Consider the following 16,789-nt stretch of genomic DNA (forward strand, 5'->3'; position numbering starts at 1 on the left):
GAGGAAACCGCGCCATGCACCAGCCAGAACCCGACGACAGACCCCGGGTCCTGCACCTCACCCAGCCCGTGGACGGCGGCGTCGCCCGCGTCGTGACCGACCTCGCGCGCACCCAGCTCGCGGCCGGGCTGCACGTCACCGTCGCCTGCCCCGGCAGCCCCCTCTCCGACACCCTGCGCGCGCTGGGCGCGGACGTCCGGCACTGGGCGGCGACCCGGTCGCCGGGGCCCTCGCTCCCCGGGGAGGTACGGCGGCTCGGACGCCTGCTCGACGAGGTACGCCCCGACCTGGTGCACGCGCACAGCGCCAAGGCCGGACTGGCCGGGCGGCTCGCGGTGCGCGGGCGGATCCCGACCGTGTTCCAGCCGCACGCCTGGTCGTTCGAGGCGGTCGGCGGCACCACCGCCGCCCTCGCCCTCAAGTGGGAGCGGTTCGGGGCGCGTTGGGCGCACCGGCTGGTGTGCGTGAGCGAGGCGGAGCGCACGACCGGGCGGCGCGCCCGGATCGCGGGCCGGTGGAGCGTCGTCCCCAACGGCATCGACCCCGAGCGTTTCCACCCGGCCCCCGCCGACACCGTACGGGCCTCGCTCGTGCCCGCGCTGCCCGCGCTCGAGCCGGCCGCGCCGCTGGTGGTGTGCGTGGGGCGGCTGTGCCGGCAGAAGGGGCAGGACGTGCTGCTGGCCGCGTGGCCGGACGTCGCGGCGAAGGTCCCCGGGGCCCGGCTGGTGCTGGTCGGCGACGGTCCTGACGGGGCGCGACTGCGGTCCCGGGCACCGGAGTCGGTGCTGTTCGCCGGGGCCGTCGCCGACGCCGTGCCCTGGTACCAGGCCGCCGATCTCGTCGTCCTGCCCTCGCGCTGGGAGGGCATGGCGCTGGCCCCGTTGGAGGCGCTGGCCTGTGGGCGGCCCGTGGTGCTGACCGACGTGGACGGCGCCCGGGAGAGCCTGCCCGCCGCGCTCGCGCCCCGCGCGCTGGTGCCCGCCGAGAACCCGGCGGCGCTGGCCGACGCCGTCGCCGGACTGCTGCTCGACCCGCCGCTGCGCGAGGAGTTCGGCCACCAGGGGCGCCGGCACGTCCTGGCCACGCACGACGTGCGACGGACGGCCGAGGCGGTCGCGGGCGTGTACCGCGAGCTGCTCACGACCACGGAAGGGGCGCGGGTCGCGCCCCCCGAGTGCAGGGAGTCGATCCTCTCGTGACTGCGGAAAGCACCGTCCCCTCTCCTGGCATGCAGCCCGGATACTCACCCGTCTCGGTCATTCCGCGGCGGGAGAGCGGAGCGGGATTCCGGTTCCCCACCCGGCGGCCCCCGGCGCGGCCCCTGTCGCCGCTGCCGCTGCTGCTCGCCGACGGCGTCGCCGCGTTCCTCGGCGCGCTGGCCCTGAGCGGGGCCCAGCGCCGTCCTTTACTGGTGGCCCTGCTGGTCGCGGCGACGATACTGCTGCGCCCGCAGCGCCCCCGCCCGGTGACGGACGTACTGGACGAACTGCCCGTCGTCTGCGGCCGGATCGCGGTGGCCTGGCTGACCCTGGGGGCGCTCGTCGCCGCCTGGCAGCCGGCGCACGCGCTCTCCGCCCGCACCCTCCTCCTGGGCTGCGCGGCGCAGGCCGTGACCGCCTGCGCCGGCCGCGCCCTCGTGCACCGGCGCCGCCGCCGGGCGCTGCTGCGCCGCCCGCACGCCGCGCTCGTCATCGGCCCCGCCACGACCGCCCAGCGCGTCGCCGCCGCCGTACTGCGCCACCCGCGCAGCGGTCTGCGGCCGGTGGGCATCGTGGCCGAGCGCCCCGACGGCCCCGACAGCCCCGACGCACTGCCCGTGCTGACCACCGGTCAGGAGGTGCAGCGGGCCCTCATCCAGAACGGCGTCCGGGACGTCCTGTGCGTCCACCCCGCCGTCCGCACCGTGCAGGGCCCGCTGCTGCGGGCGCTCGCCGAGTCGGGCTGCACGGTGTGGGAGGTCGACGCCGACACCCCCTCGTACGCGAGCCGGGAACAGCTCGCCGGGTTCTCCTGCCGACGCCTCGACCTGGTCGGCCGGCGTCGGGGCGGCATGGGCAAGCGGCTGCTGGACATCGCCGCCTCCGGGACCCTGCTGCTGCTGATCAGCCCGCTGCTGCTGGTGTGCGCGGTGGTGCTGCGGCTGACCGACGGGCCGGGCGTCGTCTTCCGGCAGGAGCGCATCGGCAAGGACGGCCGGCCCTTCACGCTGCTGAAGTTCCGCACCCACCGCCCGGTCGACGAGCACGAGGCGGCGACCCGCTGGAGCGTGGCCGGCGAGCGGCAGATGAACCGCTTCTGCCGCATCCTGCGCCAGACCTCGCTGGACGAGCTGCTGCAACTGTGGAACGTCCTGTGCGGCGACATGAGCCTGGTCGGGCCGCGCCCCGAACGGCCCTTCTTCGTCGGCGAGTTCAGCCAGACCTACCCCGGCTACGCGGCCCGCCACCGGATGCAGACCGGCATCACCGGCCTCGCCCAGGTGCACGGGCTGCGCGGCGACACCTCGATCGAGGACCGGGCCCGCTTCGACAACGCGTACATCGACAACTGGTCGCTGTGGCAGGACGTCTGCATCCTGCTGCGCACCGCGGCCTCCCTCGTCCGACCGACCGGGAGCTGACCCGCCGATGACCCTCGCCCTGCCCGTGCCGCGCACCCGGACGCTGTCCCCGGTCCTGCCCGTGGTCGCCGTGGTCGCCCTGCTCGGGCTGCCGCTCAACCCCGGCGCCGAGGGCGGCGCCGGGCCCGCCGACGCGCTGTCCGCGCTGGTCGTGCTGTTCTGCGCGGTACGGCTGCTGCGCCGCCGCCACCGCCCCCTGTCCCGGACGGCCGCGCTGGTCCTCGGGCTGCCGGTCGCCGGGCTGGCGCTCGCCGCGATGGACGCGTCGTCGCCGGGCGCGGGGCTCACCGGCCTCGGCCGCTACCTCCAGATCTTCGTGCTCGTCCCGGCGGCCGTCGTCCTGCTCGTCCGGGACCGGGCCGACTTCCGGGTGCTGGCCTGGTCGTTCGTGGGGCTCGCGGGGTGGCAGGGGGCGGTCGGCGTCCATCAGTTCGTCACCGGGACCGGCGCCTCGTACCAGGGCGAGGAGATCCGGGCGGTCGGCACCTTCGGACCGCAGGACGTGATGGGCATGGCGACCGTCGTGTCGTTCGGCCTGATCTGCGCGCTCGGGCTGGCGCTCGGCCGGACCTCGCTGCGGCAGCGGGCGATCGCCGCCGGCTCCGCGCTCGCCCTGCTGGTACCGCTCGCGCTGTCCTTCAGCCGGGGCGCGTGGATCGCGACCGCGCTGACCTGCGCGATCCAACTCGCCCTCGCCGGACTGCGGCGGGCGCTGAAGGTGGCCGCGGTGGCGGTCACCGCCGGGGTGATCCTGGTCGGCGGCTTCGGCGTCGGCTCGGCGATGATCCAGGACCGCGTCAGCAGCATCACGCAGGTCACGGACGCGCCCGACCAGTCGGTCACCGACCGGTACACGATGTGGGCGGCGGCCCTCGGCATGTGGCGCGAACAGCCGCTCACCGGCGTCGGGTTGAAGGGCTTCCCCGAACACCGCGACGCACACGCCTCCCTCGCGCTGTCCTCCGGCAGCGACACCGAGGGCGCGGGCTCGGCCTTCGTACGGCAGCCGCTGCTCTCCCCGCACAACATGTACCTGCTGGTCCTCGCCGAACAGGGCCTGATCGGACTGCTCGCCCTCGCGGGCTGCTGGCTGGCGCTGCTGGCGTGCGGGCTGCGCGGCTGGTTCCGCGCCCGGCGCGGCGGCCCCGGCCTGGACTGCGCGCTCGTCGCCTGCGGCCTGCTGATCTGGCAGCTCGTCGACTTCATGTACGCCGACATCGGCGGCCCCTCGACCGTCCTGACCGCCGTCGTCTTCGGCCTGGTGGCCTGGTGGTCCCTGGTGGGCGCGGACGCCGACGCGGACAACTCGGGCGACACGGGCAGCGGCATCAGTCGCGAGGAGACCCGCACCCGATGAAACCGACGGGGACAGCGGAGACAGTGGGGGCAGTGGGGACAGCGGAGGCAGTGGGGACGACGGCCGGGGAGCTGCCCCGGGGCACCCCCGACCCCACCACCCCCACCTCACCCTCCACTCCCACTCCCACTCCCACTCCCACTCCCGAACACCCCCCGCCCTCCCGTGGTTTCCTCGCCAAGGCCGCTCTCGTCACCGCCGTGCTCTCCGTGGCCGGGGCGTTGCTCGGGCTGGTGCGGGATCAGGCGTTGGCGCGGCTGTTCGGGGCGGGGCGGGACACCGACGCGTTTCTCGTCGCGTGGACCGTGCCCGAGTTCGCGGCCACGCTGCTCATCGAGGACGGACTGGCGTTCGCGCTGATCCCCGCGTTCAGCATGGCGCTGGCCCGCCGCGCCCAGGGCGCCCCCGGCGACCCGGTGCGCGCGCTGGTGGCGGGCACGCTGCCGCGTCTGTCGCTGGCGTTCGTCGCGGTCGGCGCCCTGCTCATCGGCATCGCCCCGCAGGTGGTCGAGGCCCTCGCGCCCGGCCTGCCCGACCCGGCGCTCGCCGTCGACTGCACCCGGCTCACCGCGACCTGCGTGGTGAGCTTCGGGCTCGCCGGGTACTGCAGCGCGGCCCTGCGCGCGCACCGCCGGTACGTCGCGCCCGCGGCGATCTACGTGGCCTACAACGTCGGCATCATCACCGGCATGTTCGTGCTCGGCGGACGCTGGGGCGTGCGGTCGGCGGCGGCCGGGGTCGCGGTGGGCGGGCTGCTGATGGTCCTCGTACAACTGCCTTCTCTGATCGGTCAGTTGAGGAAGCGGAAGACGGGTGGGGCGGACGGGGAGGTGGCCGCCGTGCCGGAAGCGCCGCGGCCGCTGGACACCGCGCTCCTCGCGACCGTGCTCCTGTTCGCGCTGTGCCGGCAGTCGCAGGTCCTCATCGAGCGGTTCCTCGCCTCGCACCTGCCCGCCGGGGCGATCTCGCACCTCAACTACGCGCAGAAGGTCGCGCAGATGCCGATGATCCTGTCGGTGATGGTGTGCACGGTGACCTTCCCGGTCGTCGCGCGGGCGCTGGCCGAGGGCGACACCGAGCGGGCCCGCGGCCGGGTGGAGCGGGATCTGTCGCTGGCCGCGTGCATCGTGCTGCTGGGCACCGCCGCCGTGCTGGCGTGCGCGCCGCAGATCGTCGAAGTGCTCTTCCAGCGGGGCGCGTTCACCGCGCGGGACACGGCGGCGACGGCCGGCGTGATGCGGGTGTACGCACTCGGACTGCTCGGCCAGACCCTGGTGGGCGTCCTGGTCCGCTCCTACTTCTCGGCGGGCCGCGGCTCCTGGTACCCGGTCGGCGCGATGGCCGCCGGGATCGTCGTGACGTCCTGGATCGGCGCGCTCAGCGTCAACTCCTGGGGCGTGTACGGGATCGCCGCCGCCAACGCGACCGGCATCACCGTCACCGCCCTGGTGCTGCTGGCCGGGATGGGCCCGCGCAGCGTCCCGGTCAGCGTCCGGGGCGTGCTGCGCGAGCTGAGCCGGCCGGTGCGGGCGGCCGTGGTGGCGACCCTCGCCGGGGCGCTGGCCGCCGCGCAGTTCACCGACCCGCTCGCCGCTCTCGCCGCCGGCGGGTTCACCGTGACCGCCGTCTTCCTGCTGCTCGGCCGGGCCCTGGGCGCCCAGGGCATCGTCTCCGCACTCCGTTCCGTACGTTCCGCGACCCGAAGGCTCTCCCATGGCCGCTTCTGAGAACAGCAGACGCACTCCCGTCCCGTGGGTGGCGATGTACCACTCCGTGAACGACTGCCCCGAGGACCCCTACCACATCACGGTCACCCCCGAACGGCTGGAGAAGCAGTTGATGTGGCTGCGCCGGCGCGGACTGCGCGGTGTCTCCATGTCCCGGCTGCTCGCCGCCCGCGCCCGGGGCGAGGGCCACAACCTGGTCGGTCTCACCTTCGACGACGGTTACGCCGACTTCCTCACCGACGCCCTGCCGGTCCTGCGCCGCCACCGCTGCAACGCCACCCTCTTCGTGCTGCCCGGCCGGCTCGGCGGCGACAACGCCTGGGACCCGCTGGGCCCGCGCAAGCCCCTGCTGACCGCCGACGGCATCTGCCGCGCCGCCTACGAGGGCGTCGAGATCGGCTCGCACGGCCTCACCCACGTCGACCTCACCCAGGCCGACGACCTCACCCTGAAGGCGGAGACCGTCGAGAGCCGCGCCGCCCTCGGCGCGCTCCTCGGCACCGAGGTCGACGGCTTCTGCTACCCGTACGGGACGATCGACCGGCGCGCCATGGACGCCGTACGCGACGCCGGTTACGGATACGCGTGCGCGATCGACCCCGGCGAGCTGAACGGCCTGCACGCCCTGCCGCGCCTGCACATCGGGCAGAACGACAACGCCCTGCGCATGTACCTGAAGTACCGGCTGCACGGGCTGCGCCGCCGGCCCGTCGAGGGGCTGCGGTGAAGGCGCTGCACATCATCACCGGGCTGGGCGTCGGCGGCGCCGAGCAGCAACTACGGCTGCTGCTACGGCACTTGCCGGTCGACTGCGACGTGGTGACGCTGACGAACCCGGGGTCGGTGGCCGACGGCCTGACCGCCGACGGGGTACGGGTCGTGCACCTCGGCATGGCCGGCAACCGCGACCTGGGCGCGCTGCCGCGCCTGGTCCGCCTCATCCGCTCCGGCGGCTACGACCTCGTCCACACCCACCTCTACCGGGCCTGCGTCTACGGCCGGCTGGCGGCGCGGCTGGCCGGGGTCCGCGCGGTCGTCGCCACCGAACACTCCCTGGGGGCCTCACAGTTGGAGGGGCGCAGGCTGACCGCCGGGGTGCGGGCGCTCTACCTGGCCAGCGAACGGCTGGGCCGCACCACGGTCGCCGTCTCCCCCACCGTCGCCGACCGGCTGCGCAGTTGGGGCGTCCCGGCCCCCCGGATCGAGGTCGTCCCCAACGGCATCGACCTGGCCCGCTTCCGCTTCGACCCGGACGCCCGCCACCGCACCCGCCGCCGCCTCGGCCTGCCCGACGACGCGTTCGTGGTCGGCGGCGTCGGCCGCCTCACGGCCGGCAAACGCTTCGACGTCGTCATCCGCTCCCTCGCCCAACTTCCCGCCGACTATTGGCTGTTGCTGGTCGGGGGCGGTCCCGAGGAGAACGTGCTGCGGCGCACCGCGCACGAGGCGGGGGTCGCCGACCGCGTCCTGTTCACCGGCGAACGCCCCTACGTCCCGGACGGCACGCCCGGCCCCGACCTGCCCTCCCTCACCTCCGCCATGGACCTGTTCGTCTCCCCGTCCCCCGAGGAGACCTTCGGCCTCGCGGTCGTCGAGGCCCTGGCCTGCGGCCTGCCCGTCCGGTACGCCTCCTGCCCCGCGATCGAGCACCTCGCCCCGGCGAACGCCCGCCGGGTGGACGGCGGGCCCGAGGCGTTCGCCGCCGCGCTGGCCGAGGCCCGCGCGCAGGCCCCCGGCCCGCGCACCGCGCCCGACGCCGCCCGCCACTACGACATCACCCGCAGCGCCGCCCAGCTCATGGACGTGTACGCGGCCACCGTTTCCGGAGCCCCCGTGCTCGCCGCCGCTTCGCCGACACCCCAGGGAGTCAGTTCCCCATGACCGAGAACCCCCGTCGTCCTGCCGCCCTGCGCCGCGCCAAGGCGCTCCCGCCCTGGTCCCTGCTCGCGGCCGGTGCCGTCACCGGAGGCCTGCTCGGCGGTGTGTACGGGGCCGTCGAGCCGCCCGTGTACACGGCCACCGCCTACGTCGTCGCCGTCCCCACCGAGAAGTCCGACCCGGCGTCCGCGCTCGGCTTCGCGCAGGCCTACGGCCGGGTCGCCGGCCAGCTCGCGGTGCTCGGCGACGCCCAGGTGTGGGCCGGCGTACCGGTGAAGACGCTCCAGCAGAGCGTGCAGACGTCGACCTCGCCGGACGCCCCGATGGTGTCGATCACGGCGACCTCCGACCGGGCCGACCTGGCCGCCGACATGGCCAACGCGGTGTCCCGCTCGCTGACCCAGCACGCGAAGAGCTCCCAGGCCACCACCAACGTCGAGCTCCAGCAGTTCGCCCGCGCGGTCCGGCCGACCGCCCCCTCCTCCCCGTCCTGGGCGCTCACCGCCCTGGTCGGCGCGAGCGCGGGCGGGCTGCTCGGCGGACTGCTGCTGCTGGTGCGGCCGAGGCGGGGCCGCGAGGAGGAGGCCGCGCGCCCCGCCGCCGTCCCGGGCCCGGCCCTCGCCGCCGACGCGCACGGAGCACTGTGAAACCGACGTTCACCACCGAACTCGTCACCGACGAGCAGGCCTTCGCCGCGCTCGCCCCCGCCTGGGGCCGCCTCTACCAGCGCTGCGCGACGGCCACGCCCTTCCAGAGCCACGCCTGGCTGCACTCCTGGTGGCTGTCGTACGGCAGGCCCGGCCGACTGCGCCTGCTGCTGGTCCGCGACGGCGCGGACCTCGTCGCCGCCGCCCCGCTGACGGCCGTCCGCCGACCGCTGCCGGCCCTCGTACCGCTCGGCGGGGCGATCTCCGACTACGGGGACGTCCTCGTCGACGACGAACACGGCGAGCGGGCCGTCGCCGCGCTCACCGAGGGCCTCGCGGCGGCCGCCCGCACCGCGCTGATCGACTTCCGCGAGGTGCGGCCGGGCAGCGCGGTCGAGCAGGTCTACGAGCACTGGCACGGGCCGCGCCGCCGGGTGAGCGACTCGGTGTGCCTGGAACTGCCGGCCGTCCCCATGGACGAACTGCTGGCCCGGCTGCCGTCGGCGAAGGCCCAGCGGGTGCGCGCCAAGCTGCGCAAGCTGACCGCGCTGGGCGTCGAGCGCCAGATCGTTTGCCCGGACGAGGTGGACTCGGCGCTGCACCGCCTGCTGGACCTGCACCAGTTGCAGTGGCAGGGCCGGAAGGTGACGGGCGAGCACCTGCGCCCCCGCTTCTGCGAGCACCTGGTCCGCTCGGTCGGCCCGATGGTCCGCTCCGGGGACGCGGTGGTCACCGAGTTCCGGCTGGACGACGACGTCGTCGCCGTCGATCTGACGCTGCTGTCGCGCCGGCTGGCCGGGGGCTATCTCTACGGCGCCCACCCGCAGTTGCGCGAACGCAAGGCGGACGTCGCGGTGATGCTGCTCGACGCGTGCGCCGAGCACACCCGGGGCGGCGGACGGGCCGCGCTGAGCCTGCTGCGCGGCAACGAGCCGTACAAGCACCACTGGCGGCCCGAACCCGTCGTCAACCAGCGGCTGCTGCTGGCCCGTCGGCGCACCGCGCCGCTGCTGTCTGCGGTCGTCTGCGACGTGGCCGCGCGGCGGCGGGGCAAGGAACTGCTGCTCAAGCTGGAACAGCGGCGGAAGGGGCGTGACGGTGGCGGCGGGCCTTGACGTGGGCCCGCCGCCACCGCACCGCGGTTCACCGGCCTCGCGACCACCAGTCCAGGCGGATGCACAGCTTGCCGCCGAGCCAGTACTCGACCCAGTCGCCGAGGTCCATCGGTGTGCAGTTCACCGGGGTCTCGGTGGTGGGCGGCTGCGGCGTGGGCTCGGTCGTGGGCTCGGTCGTCGTCGGCGGGGTCGTCGGAGCGGTCGGTGTCGGGCTCGGCTCGTCCGTGCGGCCGGACAGCAGCGAGCGGTAGATCGCGGACGATTTCGGGTTCTGGCCGCACTGCCACACGCCGTGCGGGCAGTAGTCGGTCACCGTGTTGTACAGCGGTTTGTGCTCGTCCATCCAGGCGAGCATGCGCCGCATGTATTCGGCGTTGTCACCGTTGCGGAAGAGTCCCCATTCGGGATAGGAGATGGGCTTGCCGTGGGATCGGGCGAATTCCACGTGTTCCTGGAGCCCGTAGGGTTCCGTCACCTGCTTGTCGAAGGACAGCCCGGTCGGCTGGTCGTAGGAGTCCATTCCGACGATGTCGACGGTGTCGTCCCCCGGATAGCACTGAGTCCAGGGAACGGCGTCTCTGCCGCGGCTCGGCGTGAAGTCGAACTTGAATTCCTGGCCCGGCACCGAACGCATCGTGGAGACGATCCTGTTCCAGTACTTCTTCCAGGCCTCCGGGTCCGGCCCGCACCGATGGGTGTACGTGGTGCCGTTCATCTCCCAGCCGAGCACGATCACCGTGTCCGGCACCTTCAGCGCGACCAGCCGTTCGGCGAGAGCCTTGAAGTGGTGATCGAACTCCCCCGCCGCGCCCTGCCGCAGCAGCACGCGCACCTCGGCGTCGGACACGCCCTCCTCGTTGCGCTCCATCATGGGCACGTTGAGGACGAACATCCGGTCGTCCTTCGCACGCCGCCAGTTCGCCCACACGTCGAGGAAGCCGGGCGGGCCCTCGATGTTGCGCCAGCGGTCACCCGGCAAGTAGGTGTGGCCGACGCGCAGTTCGGCGCCGCCCAGCCAGTTGCTGAGCTCGGCGATCCGGGCCACGCCCCGGGCGCCGTAGTCGAGGTAGGCGCCGAAGGCGGGGGTGACCTTCGCGGGCAGCGTGGACGGGGACGCGGGGGCCGGGGTGGGCGACTCCACCGGGGTCTCCGGGGTCTCCGCGGCCACCGGGGTCTCCGGGACGGCCGGGGTCACCGGTGCCGCCGGGGACGCGCTCGGCACGGGGGCGAACGGGTCGTCGTCCGCGGGCGCCGGTTCGACCGCCGCGGGCACCGGCTGGACGACCCCCGGCGTCGGGACGGTCGGGGTGGGAACGGGAGGATCGGCGACCCGCACCACCCCCGCGCCCGCGGCGAATCCAGGTCCGGACGCCAGAGCGGCCGAGGCCAGGGCCGCCGCCGCGACAACGGCCAGCCGTCGGGACCGCGCGCGGCGCTGCTGTGGAGCCATGGCTGCTCCTTTCTCCACAATCACGTAACGCGCACTGTCCGCGCATTACTGACACACAGTCATATGAAAGTCACACGAAAAGGAATCACGCCACCGCCGTTACGGCTTTCGAGTGCCTTGATCGCCCATATCGGTGACCTGAAGCGAAGGACCCGGAGAAAAATGCCCGAGTCGCTGCTCGACACCCGCGTCCCCGCCGTTCTCCTGCGGATCGACCGGAATCCCTTTCACCACGGAACGCTGGGTGCCGTGCGCTCGCTCGGCAGAGCCGGAATCGACGTGCACGTGGTCGCCGACTCGACGGGAAGCCCCGTACGCACGTCCCGTTTCGTCCGCCAGTTGCATCCACCGCCGCCGCCCGGCGCCACCCCCGCCGACATCGCCGCCGCCCTGCTGCGGGTCGCCGCCCGCGTCGAACGGCCCGCCGTACTGATCCCGATGGACGACGCGGGCGCGATCGCGGTGAGCCGGCTGCGCGACGAACTGGCGCCCGCCTACCTGCTGCCGCAGCAGCCCGGCACACTGCCCGAACGGGTCGCCGACAAAGCGGAACTGGCCGATCTGTGCGCGGCGGCGGACGTGCCGCATCCGCTCACGGTCGTCCCCGACAGCGCCGCCCAGGCCGCCTCCGCCGCCTGGCGGCTCGGCCTGCCGGTGGTCGCCAAGTGGAGCAGGCCCTGGCTGCTGCCCGCCGACTCGGGGCTGCGCAGCACCGTCGTGGTGCGCTCCACGCAGGAGGCGCGCGAGCTGTACCTGCGCACCGAGGAGGCCGGCAGCCCGCTGCTGCTCCAGACGTTCCTGCCGCCCGCGCCGGACCGCGACTGGTTCTTCCACGGGTACGCCGACCGCACCGGCGCGGTCGGCGGCGGCGGCCCGGGCCGCAAGCTGTGCGCCTGGCCGCGCGGCGCGGGCCTCACGGCAGTCGGCGAGTGGACCGAGAACCCGCAGGTGCGGACGCTGGCCGAGCGGCTCACCGGCAGCCTCGGCTACCGGGGCATCTTCGACCTCGACTTCCGCCGCTGCGGCCTGACCGGCGACTACCACCTGCTCGACTTCAACCCGCGCCCCGGCGCCCAGTTCCGGCTCTTCGCCGACGGCGCCGGACTGGACGTCGTACGCGCCCAGCACCTGGACCTGACGCACCGTCCGCTGCCGGCCGGGGTGCCGCTGCCGGGGCGGGCGTTCGTGGTGGAGAACTACGCGCCGCTGGCCGCGCTGCGACCGGCCCGCGCGGGCCGCGAACTGGCCTGGCACGCGGGCGACGACACCGCCCCCGGCCGGGCCATGTGGAGCCTGTGGAGCGCCCACGTCGCACGCCGACTGCTCGACCGGGCGCGCAGCCTCGGCCCGGCGGGCGCGGCCGGACTGCGCCCCCGGGTGATCCGCCAGGCGCCCCCGCCCCCGGTGTCCCGCACCGGCCTCACCGAACCGAACGAACCGACCGATCTAACCGAAACAGCCGAACCGACCGAACCGACCGACGACGAGAAAGCGAGCAGTTGCTGATGTACGACCTGCTGGTGGTGGGCGCGGGCCCGTACGGCCTGTCCATCGCGTCCCACGCCGCGGCCGCCGGGCTGAGCCTGCGCGTCTTCGGCCGACCGATGGCCTCCTGGCGCGACAACATGCCGGGCGGGATGTTCCTCAAGTCCGAGCCGTGGGCCTCCAACCTCTCCGACCCCGCGGCCCGCTGGCGGCTCGACGTCTACTGCGAGACCCAGGGCGTGACGGCCCGGCACGGCGAGCCGATCCCGGTGGAGATGTTCGCCGAGTACGGCCTGTGGTTCGCCCGCAACGCCGTCCCGGACGTCGACGAGCGCACGGTGACCCGGATCACGCCCCGGCCGGGCGGTTTCGAGGCGGTCACCGAGGACGGCGAGATCGTGCACGCCCGGACGGTCGCCCTCGCCGTCGGCGTGATGCCGTTCGTAGAGATCCCGGCGGCGCTGCGGGGCCTGTCCCCCGACCTCGTCTCGCACAGCAGCCACCACGGCGACCTCGACCGCTTCCGCGGCCAGGACGTCACGGTCATCGGCGGCGGCCAGGCGGCCCTGGAGACAGCCGCCCTGCTCGCCGAACAGGACACCCGGGTAAGGGTGTTGGCCCGCGCCGACCAACTGTGCTGGAACGACGTGCCACCGCCCTGGCAGCGCCCGTGGTGGCAGTCCGCCCGCTCCCCGCACAGCGGCCTGGGCCCCGGCTGGCGCAACTGGTTCTACGCCGAGCGCCCCGGCCTCTACCGCCGGCTCCCGGAGCCGACCCGGGCCAGGATCGCCGGGACGGCGCTCGGACCGGCCGGCGCGTGGTGGGTACGGGACCGGGTGGAGGGCGCCGTGGAGGTGCGCCTCGACCACGAGGTGACGGCGGCGCGGGCGGTGCCGGGCGGGGTGCGGCTGGAGGTGACGGGGGCGGAGGCCTTCGACACCGAGCATGTCATCGCGGCCACCGGCTTCAAGGCCACCCGCGAGCGGCTCGGCCTGCTCTCCGGCGACCTGCGCGACGCGCTGGGCACGGTGGCGGACGGCTCCCCCGAGATCGGCCGGGACTTCGAGTCGTCCTACCCCGGCCTGTTCATGGCCGGCCTGGTGACGGCGGCGGGCTTCGGCCCGGCGATGCGCTTCGTCCACGGCGCGACCTTCACGGCGGGGACCCTCGTCCGAGGCGTCCGGCGCCGACTGCGCACGGGCGCGGCGAGCGCGGCGATCCCGGCGCCCGGCCGGCACGACGCTACGGAGACCGTGCGGGGTTGAGCGAGGTGCGGTGCGGTACGGGTGCCGGTCGCGAGAGCGTCCGGCACCCGCCACGTTCACGGCCGGGACGCCGCCCTGCCTCGCCGGTACAGAACAACGCCACCCGCGATGAGCGCCGCACTGACCCCGGACGCCCCGAGCAGAGCCCCACGGTCACTACCGGTATGCGGCAACTCCGGCGGAGTCTGCCCACCACCACCGCCACCCTGAGGAGGCATGCTGTGCCCCCCACCGGGAGGCGTGGTGTGCCCCCCACTCGGGGGAGGCGTGCTGTGGCTCCCGCCGGGCGGGGTGGTGTGACCGCCGCCGGGCGGGGGCGTGGTGTGACCCCCACCAGGGGGCGGAGTGGTGCTGCCGCCGGGGGGCGGGGTCGTGTGCCCGCCACCGGGGGGCGGCGTCGTGTGACCGCCACCGGGGGGAGTGCCACCGCCCCCACCGGGAGGCGGCGTCGTGTGACCCCCTCCGGGCGGGGTACCACCGCCACCGCCAGGGGGCGGGGTCGTGTGACCACCACCGGGCGGAGTACCACCGCCCCCACCCGGAGGTGGAGTCGTGTGACCCCCACCGGGAGGCGGAGTCTCGTGGCCACCCCCGGGTGGAGGCGTCGTATGGCCACCCCCGGGTGGAGGCGTGGTGTGACCCCCACCGGGAGGCGGGGTCTCGTGACCACCCCCGGGTGGAGGCGTCGTGTGACCCCCACCGGGAGGCGGGGTCTCGTGACCACCCCCGGGTGGAGGCGTCGTGTGACCGCCGCCGGGTGGAGGCGTCGTATGACCCCCGCCGCCGCACGTGTCGCCGTAGCCCCCGCAGTCGTCACCCGGACCGTGATCCCCGTACCCGGAGTCGTCGTACCCGTGGCCTCTGTCCCCGGAGTCCCCGTACCCGTGGTCTCCGTACCAGGAGTCCCCGTATCCGGAGTCGTCGTATCCGTGGCCCCTGTCCCCGGAGCCGCCGTACCCGGAGTCGTCGTACCCGTGCCCCCTGTCCCCCGAGTCCCCGTACCCCGAATCGCCGTAGCCCGAGTCGTCGTACTTGTACGGATGGCCGTGGGAGCGGTTGTCGTGGGTGTCCGCGTGGTTGGTACAGGTGTTGCCGAAGGTGGGGTTGAGGGCGGCGACGGCGTCGACCGAGTTGCCGCAGGCGTTCACCGGGATGTTTACCGGGACCTCGACGTTGTTGCCCGACAGGACTCCGGGCGAGCCGTTGGCCGCCCCGTCGGTGTGCGAGTCCGCGAAGGCGTTACCGCCCCCGCACAGGGACAGAATGCTCGTCGCGGCGGCCGCCGCGACCATTCCCCTGCTCAGGGTCTGTCGCAATCTCGTTGTCTTCCTGCTTGAAGAAGTCGAAGAACGTGAAGAAGTGGGAAGAGCCGGCCCTGGACCACGAGAAGTCGTCCAAGGCCGGCCCTCGACCCAGCCGTACGGCTGGTGTGACGTGTCGTCAGTCGTTGACGCAGACGTTTCCGGCGGACGGGTTCAGCAGCGCGATCACGTTGATCGTGTTGCCGCACACGTTGATCGGAATGTGGATCGGAACCTGGACCACGTTGCCCGACAGGACACCGGGGGAACCGATCGCAGCACCGTTGGCACCGGCGTCGGCGAAGGCGGGGGCAGCCCCACCCAGGGCCAGGATCAGACCCGCGACGACAGCAGCACTCTTCTTCATGTCATTCCCTTCTCTGCGGTCATGCCTAGTTGACGGTCGAAACCGAGCGAGCACGACTGGAACGGCTCGCACCATGACTCGCAGGCTGCAAACGAGAGATAGACAGCCGAAGAAACTAATGAACGCGCGTCGCCCGGGAATTCACTCGAACGCCTTCATATAATTGACACGTCAGGCCCAGCGGAGAAGAAACGCCTCGCCTGAGGAGCAAGAAGAATTGACGGAACGTCAGGGAAATCGACGCGGACGGCCCGCCCACCGGAGAGCGGGCGGGCGGGCCGTCGGCGGGGTGGCGCCGGGGACGTCAGTGGTTGGCCACGCCGTTGCCCGAGAGCGCGGAGATGTCGTCCAGGATGTGCGACAGCGGCTCGTCGCCCTTGGCCTGGGTGCTGTTCTCGGCGCACTGCTGGTTCTGCGGGGCCGACAGGACGGGGATGTCCTGGACGCCGACGTTGGCGATCACGGCGACGAGGGACTGCACGTCGGCCTTGACCGGCAGGCCGACGCAGAGCTTGTTGGCGGTGCCCTGGACCAGGGTGGCCTGCGGGCTCATGTCGCCCTTGGTCACCGAGTTCCCGAACGCCTCGTGCGCGCCGTTGCCGCTCGCCGAGGTGGTGCCGGCGTCGTTGCCGATGGCAAACGCCTGAGGGGCGACCGCCGCGGACATGCCGACGACGGAAGCGGCGACCGCCGCCGCGGCCATTGCCTTCTTCAGCATTTCGCTATTCCTTTCCCTGTCCTGACTCCGGGCCAGGACCATGTGCCTGCCACCGAACAACCGGATGCGTCGGGTTTGGTTGCGGTCCTTCACCCGATCGGTTTTTCCGACCCGCCGAGGGGGGGGTTCGCATCAATAGGCCATCGGAGTGAAGCAGAAGAACCAAACAGCGGGAGGGAAGTTAATCAGAACGCTCCGGTGGACGGGGTTTCTCACGAAGGGACTTATCAAGTGATCAAGAAGGTTCTGGCCACCGCCGCGGTCGCCGCCTCCGTCGTCGGTGTCTCCGCCGCCGCAGCCGCCCCCGCGCTCGCCATCGGCAACGACTCCGGCACCACCTCCGCCAGCGGCAACGGCGCCAGCCAGTCGTTCGGCAACTCGGCCACCTTCGGCAACATGAGCCCCCAGATGGCGCTCATCCAGGGCTCCTTCAACAAGCCCTGCATCGGCCTCCCGGCCAAGCTCAACGCCCAGTCGATCCTGGCCCTGGTCAACGTCGGCGTCCAGGACATCCCGATCCTGTCCGCCCCGCAGAACCAGCAGTGTGTCGAGAACAGCACCCAGGCCAAGGGCGACGAGCCGCTGTCGCACATCCTGGACGACATCTCGGCCCTCTCGGGCAACGGTGCGGCCAACCACTGACCCGACGTGCTGAACGGGTTCTTTTCCTGAGCCCTTGGGTGGTTTCTCCGCCCGGACAGCGGGCCGCCGAATCATCGGCGGCCCGCTGTTCTAGCGTGCGCCGCGTGACGGTGAAGAGAAACCTTTGGCCACGCCGCCTGGCGATTCCCGGAATCGTCCTGGCCGCCACCGGCGCGCTGCTCGGCAGTTCCGCGGCCCCGGGCCGGGAGCACGCTCC

At 73.5% G+C, this 16,789-nt stretch carries 15 protein-coding genes; 11 read left to right on the plus strand and 4 right to left on the minus strand.

Features of this window, described 5'->3' with window-relative positions:
- The first annotated feature begins 14 nt into the window (after positions 1–14).
- The 8 genes from BMZ82_RS22885 to BMZ82_RS22920 are packed head-to-tail and all read left to right on the plus strand — an operon-like array spanning position 15 to position 9,344.
- Entirely contained in the window at positions 15–1,199 is a 1,185-nt protein-coding gene (locus tag BMZ82_RS22885) for a glycosyltransferase (RefSeq protein WP_093778708.1), read from the plus strand.
- Positions 1,196–2,620: an exopolysaccharide biosynthesis polyprenyl glycosylphosphotransferase gene (locus BMZ82_RS22890; protein WP_093778710.1), complete on the plus strand. Its 1,425-nt coding sequence runs from the start codon at positions 1,196–1,198 to the stop codon at positions 2,618–2,620. Before BMZ82_RS22885 ends, BMZ82_RS22890 begins: the two co-directional genes overlap by 4 nt.
- 7 nt (positions 2,621–2,627) lie before the next feature.
- Positions 2,628–3,977 carry an O-antigen ligase family protein gene (locus BMZ82_RS22895; protein WP_093778712.1) on the plus strand — a complete coding sequence of 450 codons (1,350 nt, stop codon included), beginning with the start codon at positions 2,628–2,630 and terminating at the stop codon, positions 3,975–3,977.
- On the plus strand, positions 3,974–5,704 hold the full coding sequence (gene murJ, locus BMZ82_RS22900) for a murein biosynthesis integral membrane protein MurJ (protein WP_371271287.1): 1,731 nt from the start codon (positions 3,974–3,976) through the stop codon (positions 5,702–5,704). The genes BMZ82_RS22895 and murJ overlap by 4 nt, the downstream gene beginning before the upstream one ends.
- Positions 5,691–6,431, plus strand: coding sequence for a polysaccharide deacetylase family protein (locus BMZ82_RS22905; protein ID WP_093778714.1), 741 nt, complete (start codon positions 5,691–5,693; stop codon positions 6,429–6,431). Before murJ ends, BMZ82_RS22905 begins: the two co-directional genes overlap by 14 nt.
- Positions 6,428–7,585, plus strand: a complete 1,158-nt coding sequence (locus BMZ82_RS22910) for a glycosyltransferase (RefSeq protein ID WP_093778716.1) — start codon at positions 6,428–6,430, stop codon at positions 7,583–7,585. Before BMZ82_RS22905 ends, BMZ82_RS22910 begins: the two co-directional genes overlap by 4 nt.
- Positions 7,582–8,229 (plus strand): YveK family protein, encoded by a 648-nt coding sequence (locus tag BMZ82_RS22915; RefSeq protein ID WP_093778718.1) that lies wholly within the window; start codon positions 7,582–7,584, stop codon positions 8,227–8,229. Before BMZ82_RS22910 ends, BMZ82_RS22915 begins: the two co-directional genes overlap by 4 nt.
- The gene (locus BMZ82_RS22920) at positions 8,226–9,344 is read left to right on the plus strand and encodes a GNAT family N-acetyltransferase (protein ID WP_093778720.1); all 1,119 of its coding nucleotides are present in this window, start codon (positions 8,226–8,228) and stop codon (positions 9,342–9,344) included. The genes BMZ82_RS22915 and BMZ82_RS22920 overlap by 4 nt, the downstream gene beginning before the upstream one ends.
- A 28-nt stretch (positions 9,345–9,372) precedes the next feature.
- Here BMZ82_RS22920 and BMZ82_RS22925 read toward each other — a convergent pair whose 3' ends face one another.
- Positions 9,373–10,794 (minus strand): glycoside hydrolase family 26 protein, encoded by a 1,422-nt coding sequence (locus BMZ82_RS22925; RefSeq protein WP_093778722.1) that lies wholly within the window; start codon positions 10,792–10,794, stop codon positions 9,373–9,375.
- 162 nt (positions 10,795–10,956) lie between these two features.
- On the opposite strand from BMZ82_RS22925, the gene BMZ82_RS22930 reads away from it, so the two are divergent.
- Together BMZ82_RS22930 and BMZ82_RS22935 are read left to right on the plus strand one after the other, a co-directional pair.
- Positions 10,957–12,300, plus strand: coding sequence for a carboxylate--amine ligase (locus BMZ82_RS22930; protein WP_093778724.1), 1,344 nt, complete (start codon positions 10,957–10,959; stop codon positions 12,298–12,300).
- Positions 12,300–13,544, plus strand: coding sequence for an NAD(P)-binding domain-containing protein (locus tag BMZ82_RS22935; RefSeq protein WP_093778726.1), 1,245 nt, complete (start codon positions 12,300–12,302; stop codon positions 13,542–13,544). Before BMZ82_RS22930 ends, BMZ82_RS22935 begins: the two co-directional genes overlap by 1 nt.
- A 56-nt stretch (positions 13,545–13,600) precedes the next feature.
- Here the strand turns inward: BMZ82_RS22935 and BMZ82_RS42540 are convergent, their stop codons facing one another.
- From BMZ82_RS42540 to BMZ82_RS22950, 3 genes are all read right to left on the minus strand, one after another.
- Entirely contained in the window at positions 13,601–14,836 is a 1,236-nt protein-coding gene (locus tag BMZ82_RS42540; RefSeq protein WP_177244613.1) for a chaplin family protein, read from the minus strand.
- A gap of 148 nt (positions 14,837–14,984) precedes the next feature.
- Positions 14,985–15,212: a chaplin gene (locus BMZ82_RS22945; protein WP_093778730.1), complete on the minus strand. Its 228-nt coding sequence runs from the start codon at positions 15,210–15,212 to the stop codon at positions 14,985–14,987.
- A 304-nt stretch (positions 15,213–15,516) separates the two neighbouring features.
- Positions 15,517–15,930 carry a rodlin gene (locus BMZ82_RS22950; RefSeq protein WP_093778732.1) on the minus strand — a complete coding sequence of 138 codons (414 nt, stop codon included), beginning with the start codon at positions 15,928–15,930 and terminating at the stop codon, positions 15,517–15,519.
- A gap of 231 nt (positions 15,931–16,161) precedes the next feature.
- Between BMZ82_RS22950 and BMZ82_RS22955 the strand changes: the two genes are divergently transcribed.
- Complete coding sequence (locus BMZ82_RS22955) at positions 16,162–16,572, plus strand: rodlin (protein ID WP_093778734.1); 411 nt, start codon at positions 16,162–16,164, stop codon at positions 16,570–16,572.
- Positions 16,573–16,789: the final 217 nt, after the last annotated feature.

Origin of the sequence: Streptomyces sp. yr375 (assembly GCF_900110755.1) — a bacterium.
GTDB lineage: Bacteria > Actinomycetota > Actinomycetes > Streptomycetales > Streptomycetaceae > Streptomyces.

Bases quoted from the DNA above. Each gene is read 5' to 3' on its own strand.
- BMZ82_RS22885 (WP_093778708.1), top strand. From the start codon at position 15: ATGCACCAGCCAGAACCCGACGACAGACCCCGGGTCCTGCACCTCACC.
- BMZ82_RS22895 (WP_093778712.1), top strand. From the start codon at position 2,628: ATGACCCTCGCCCTGCCCGTGCCGCGCACCCGGACGCTGTCCCCGGTC.
- murJ (WP_371271287.1), top strand. From the start codon at position 3,974: ATGAAACCGACGGGGACAGCGGAGACAGTGGGGGCAGTGGGGACAGCG.
- BMZ82_RS22905 (WP_093778714.1), top strand. From the start codon at position 5,691: ATGGCCGCTTCTGAGAACAGCAGACGCACTCCCGTCCCGTGGGTGGCG.
- BMZ82_RS22915 (WP_093778718.1), top strand. From the start codon at position 7,582: ATGACCGAGAACCCCCGTCGTCCTGCCGCCCTGCGCCGCGCCAAGGCG.
- BMZ82_RS22925 (WP_093778722.1), bottom strand. From the start codon at position 10,794: ATGGCTCCACAGCAGCGCCGCGCGCGGTCCCGACGGCTGGCCGTTGTC.
- BMZ82_RS22930 (WP_093778724.1), top strand. From the start codon at position 10,957: ATGCCCGAGTCGCTGCTCGACACCCGCGTCCCCGCCGTTCTCCTGCGG.
- BMZ82_RS22935 (WP_093778726.1), top strand. From the start codon at position 12,300: ATGTACGACCTGCTGGTGGTGGGCGCGGGCCCGTACGGCCTGTCCATC.
- BMZ82_RS42540 (WP_177244613.1), bottom strand. From the start codon at position 14,836: ATGGTCGCGGCGGCCGCCGCGACGAGCATTCTGTCCCTGTGCGGGGGC.
- BMZ82_RS22945 (WP_093778730.1), bottom strand. From the start codon at position 15,212: ATGAAGAAGAGTGCTGCTGTCGTCGCGGGTCTGATCCTGGCCCTGGGT.
- BMZ82_RS22950 (WP_093778732.1), bottom strand. From the start codon at position 15,930: ATGCTGAAGAAGGCAATGGCCGCGGCGGCGGTCGCCGCTTCCGTCGTC.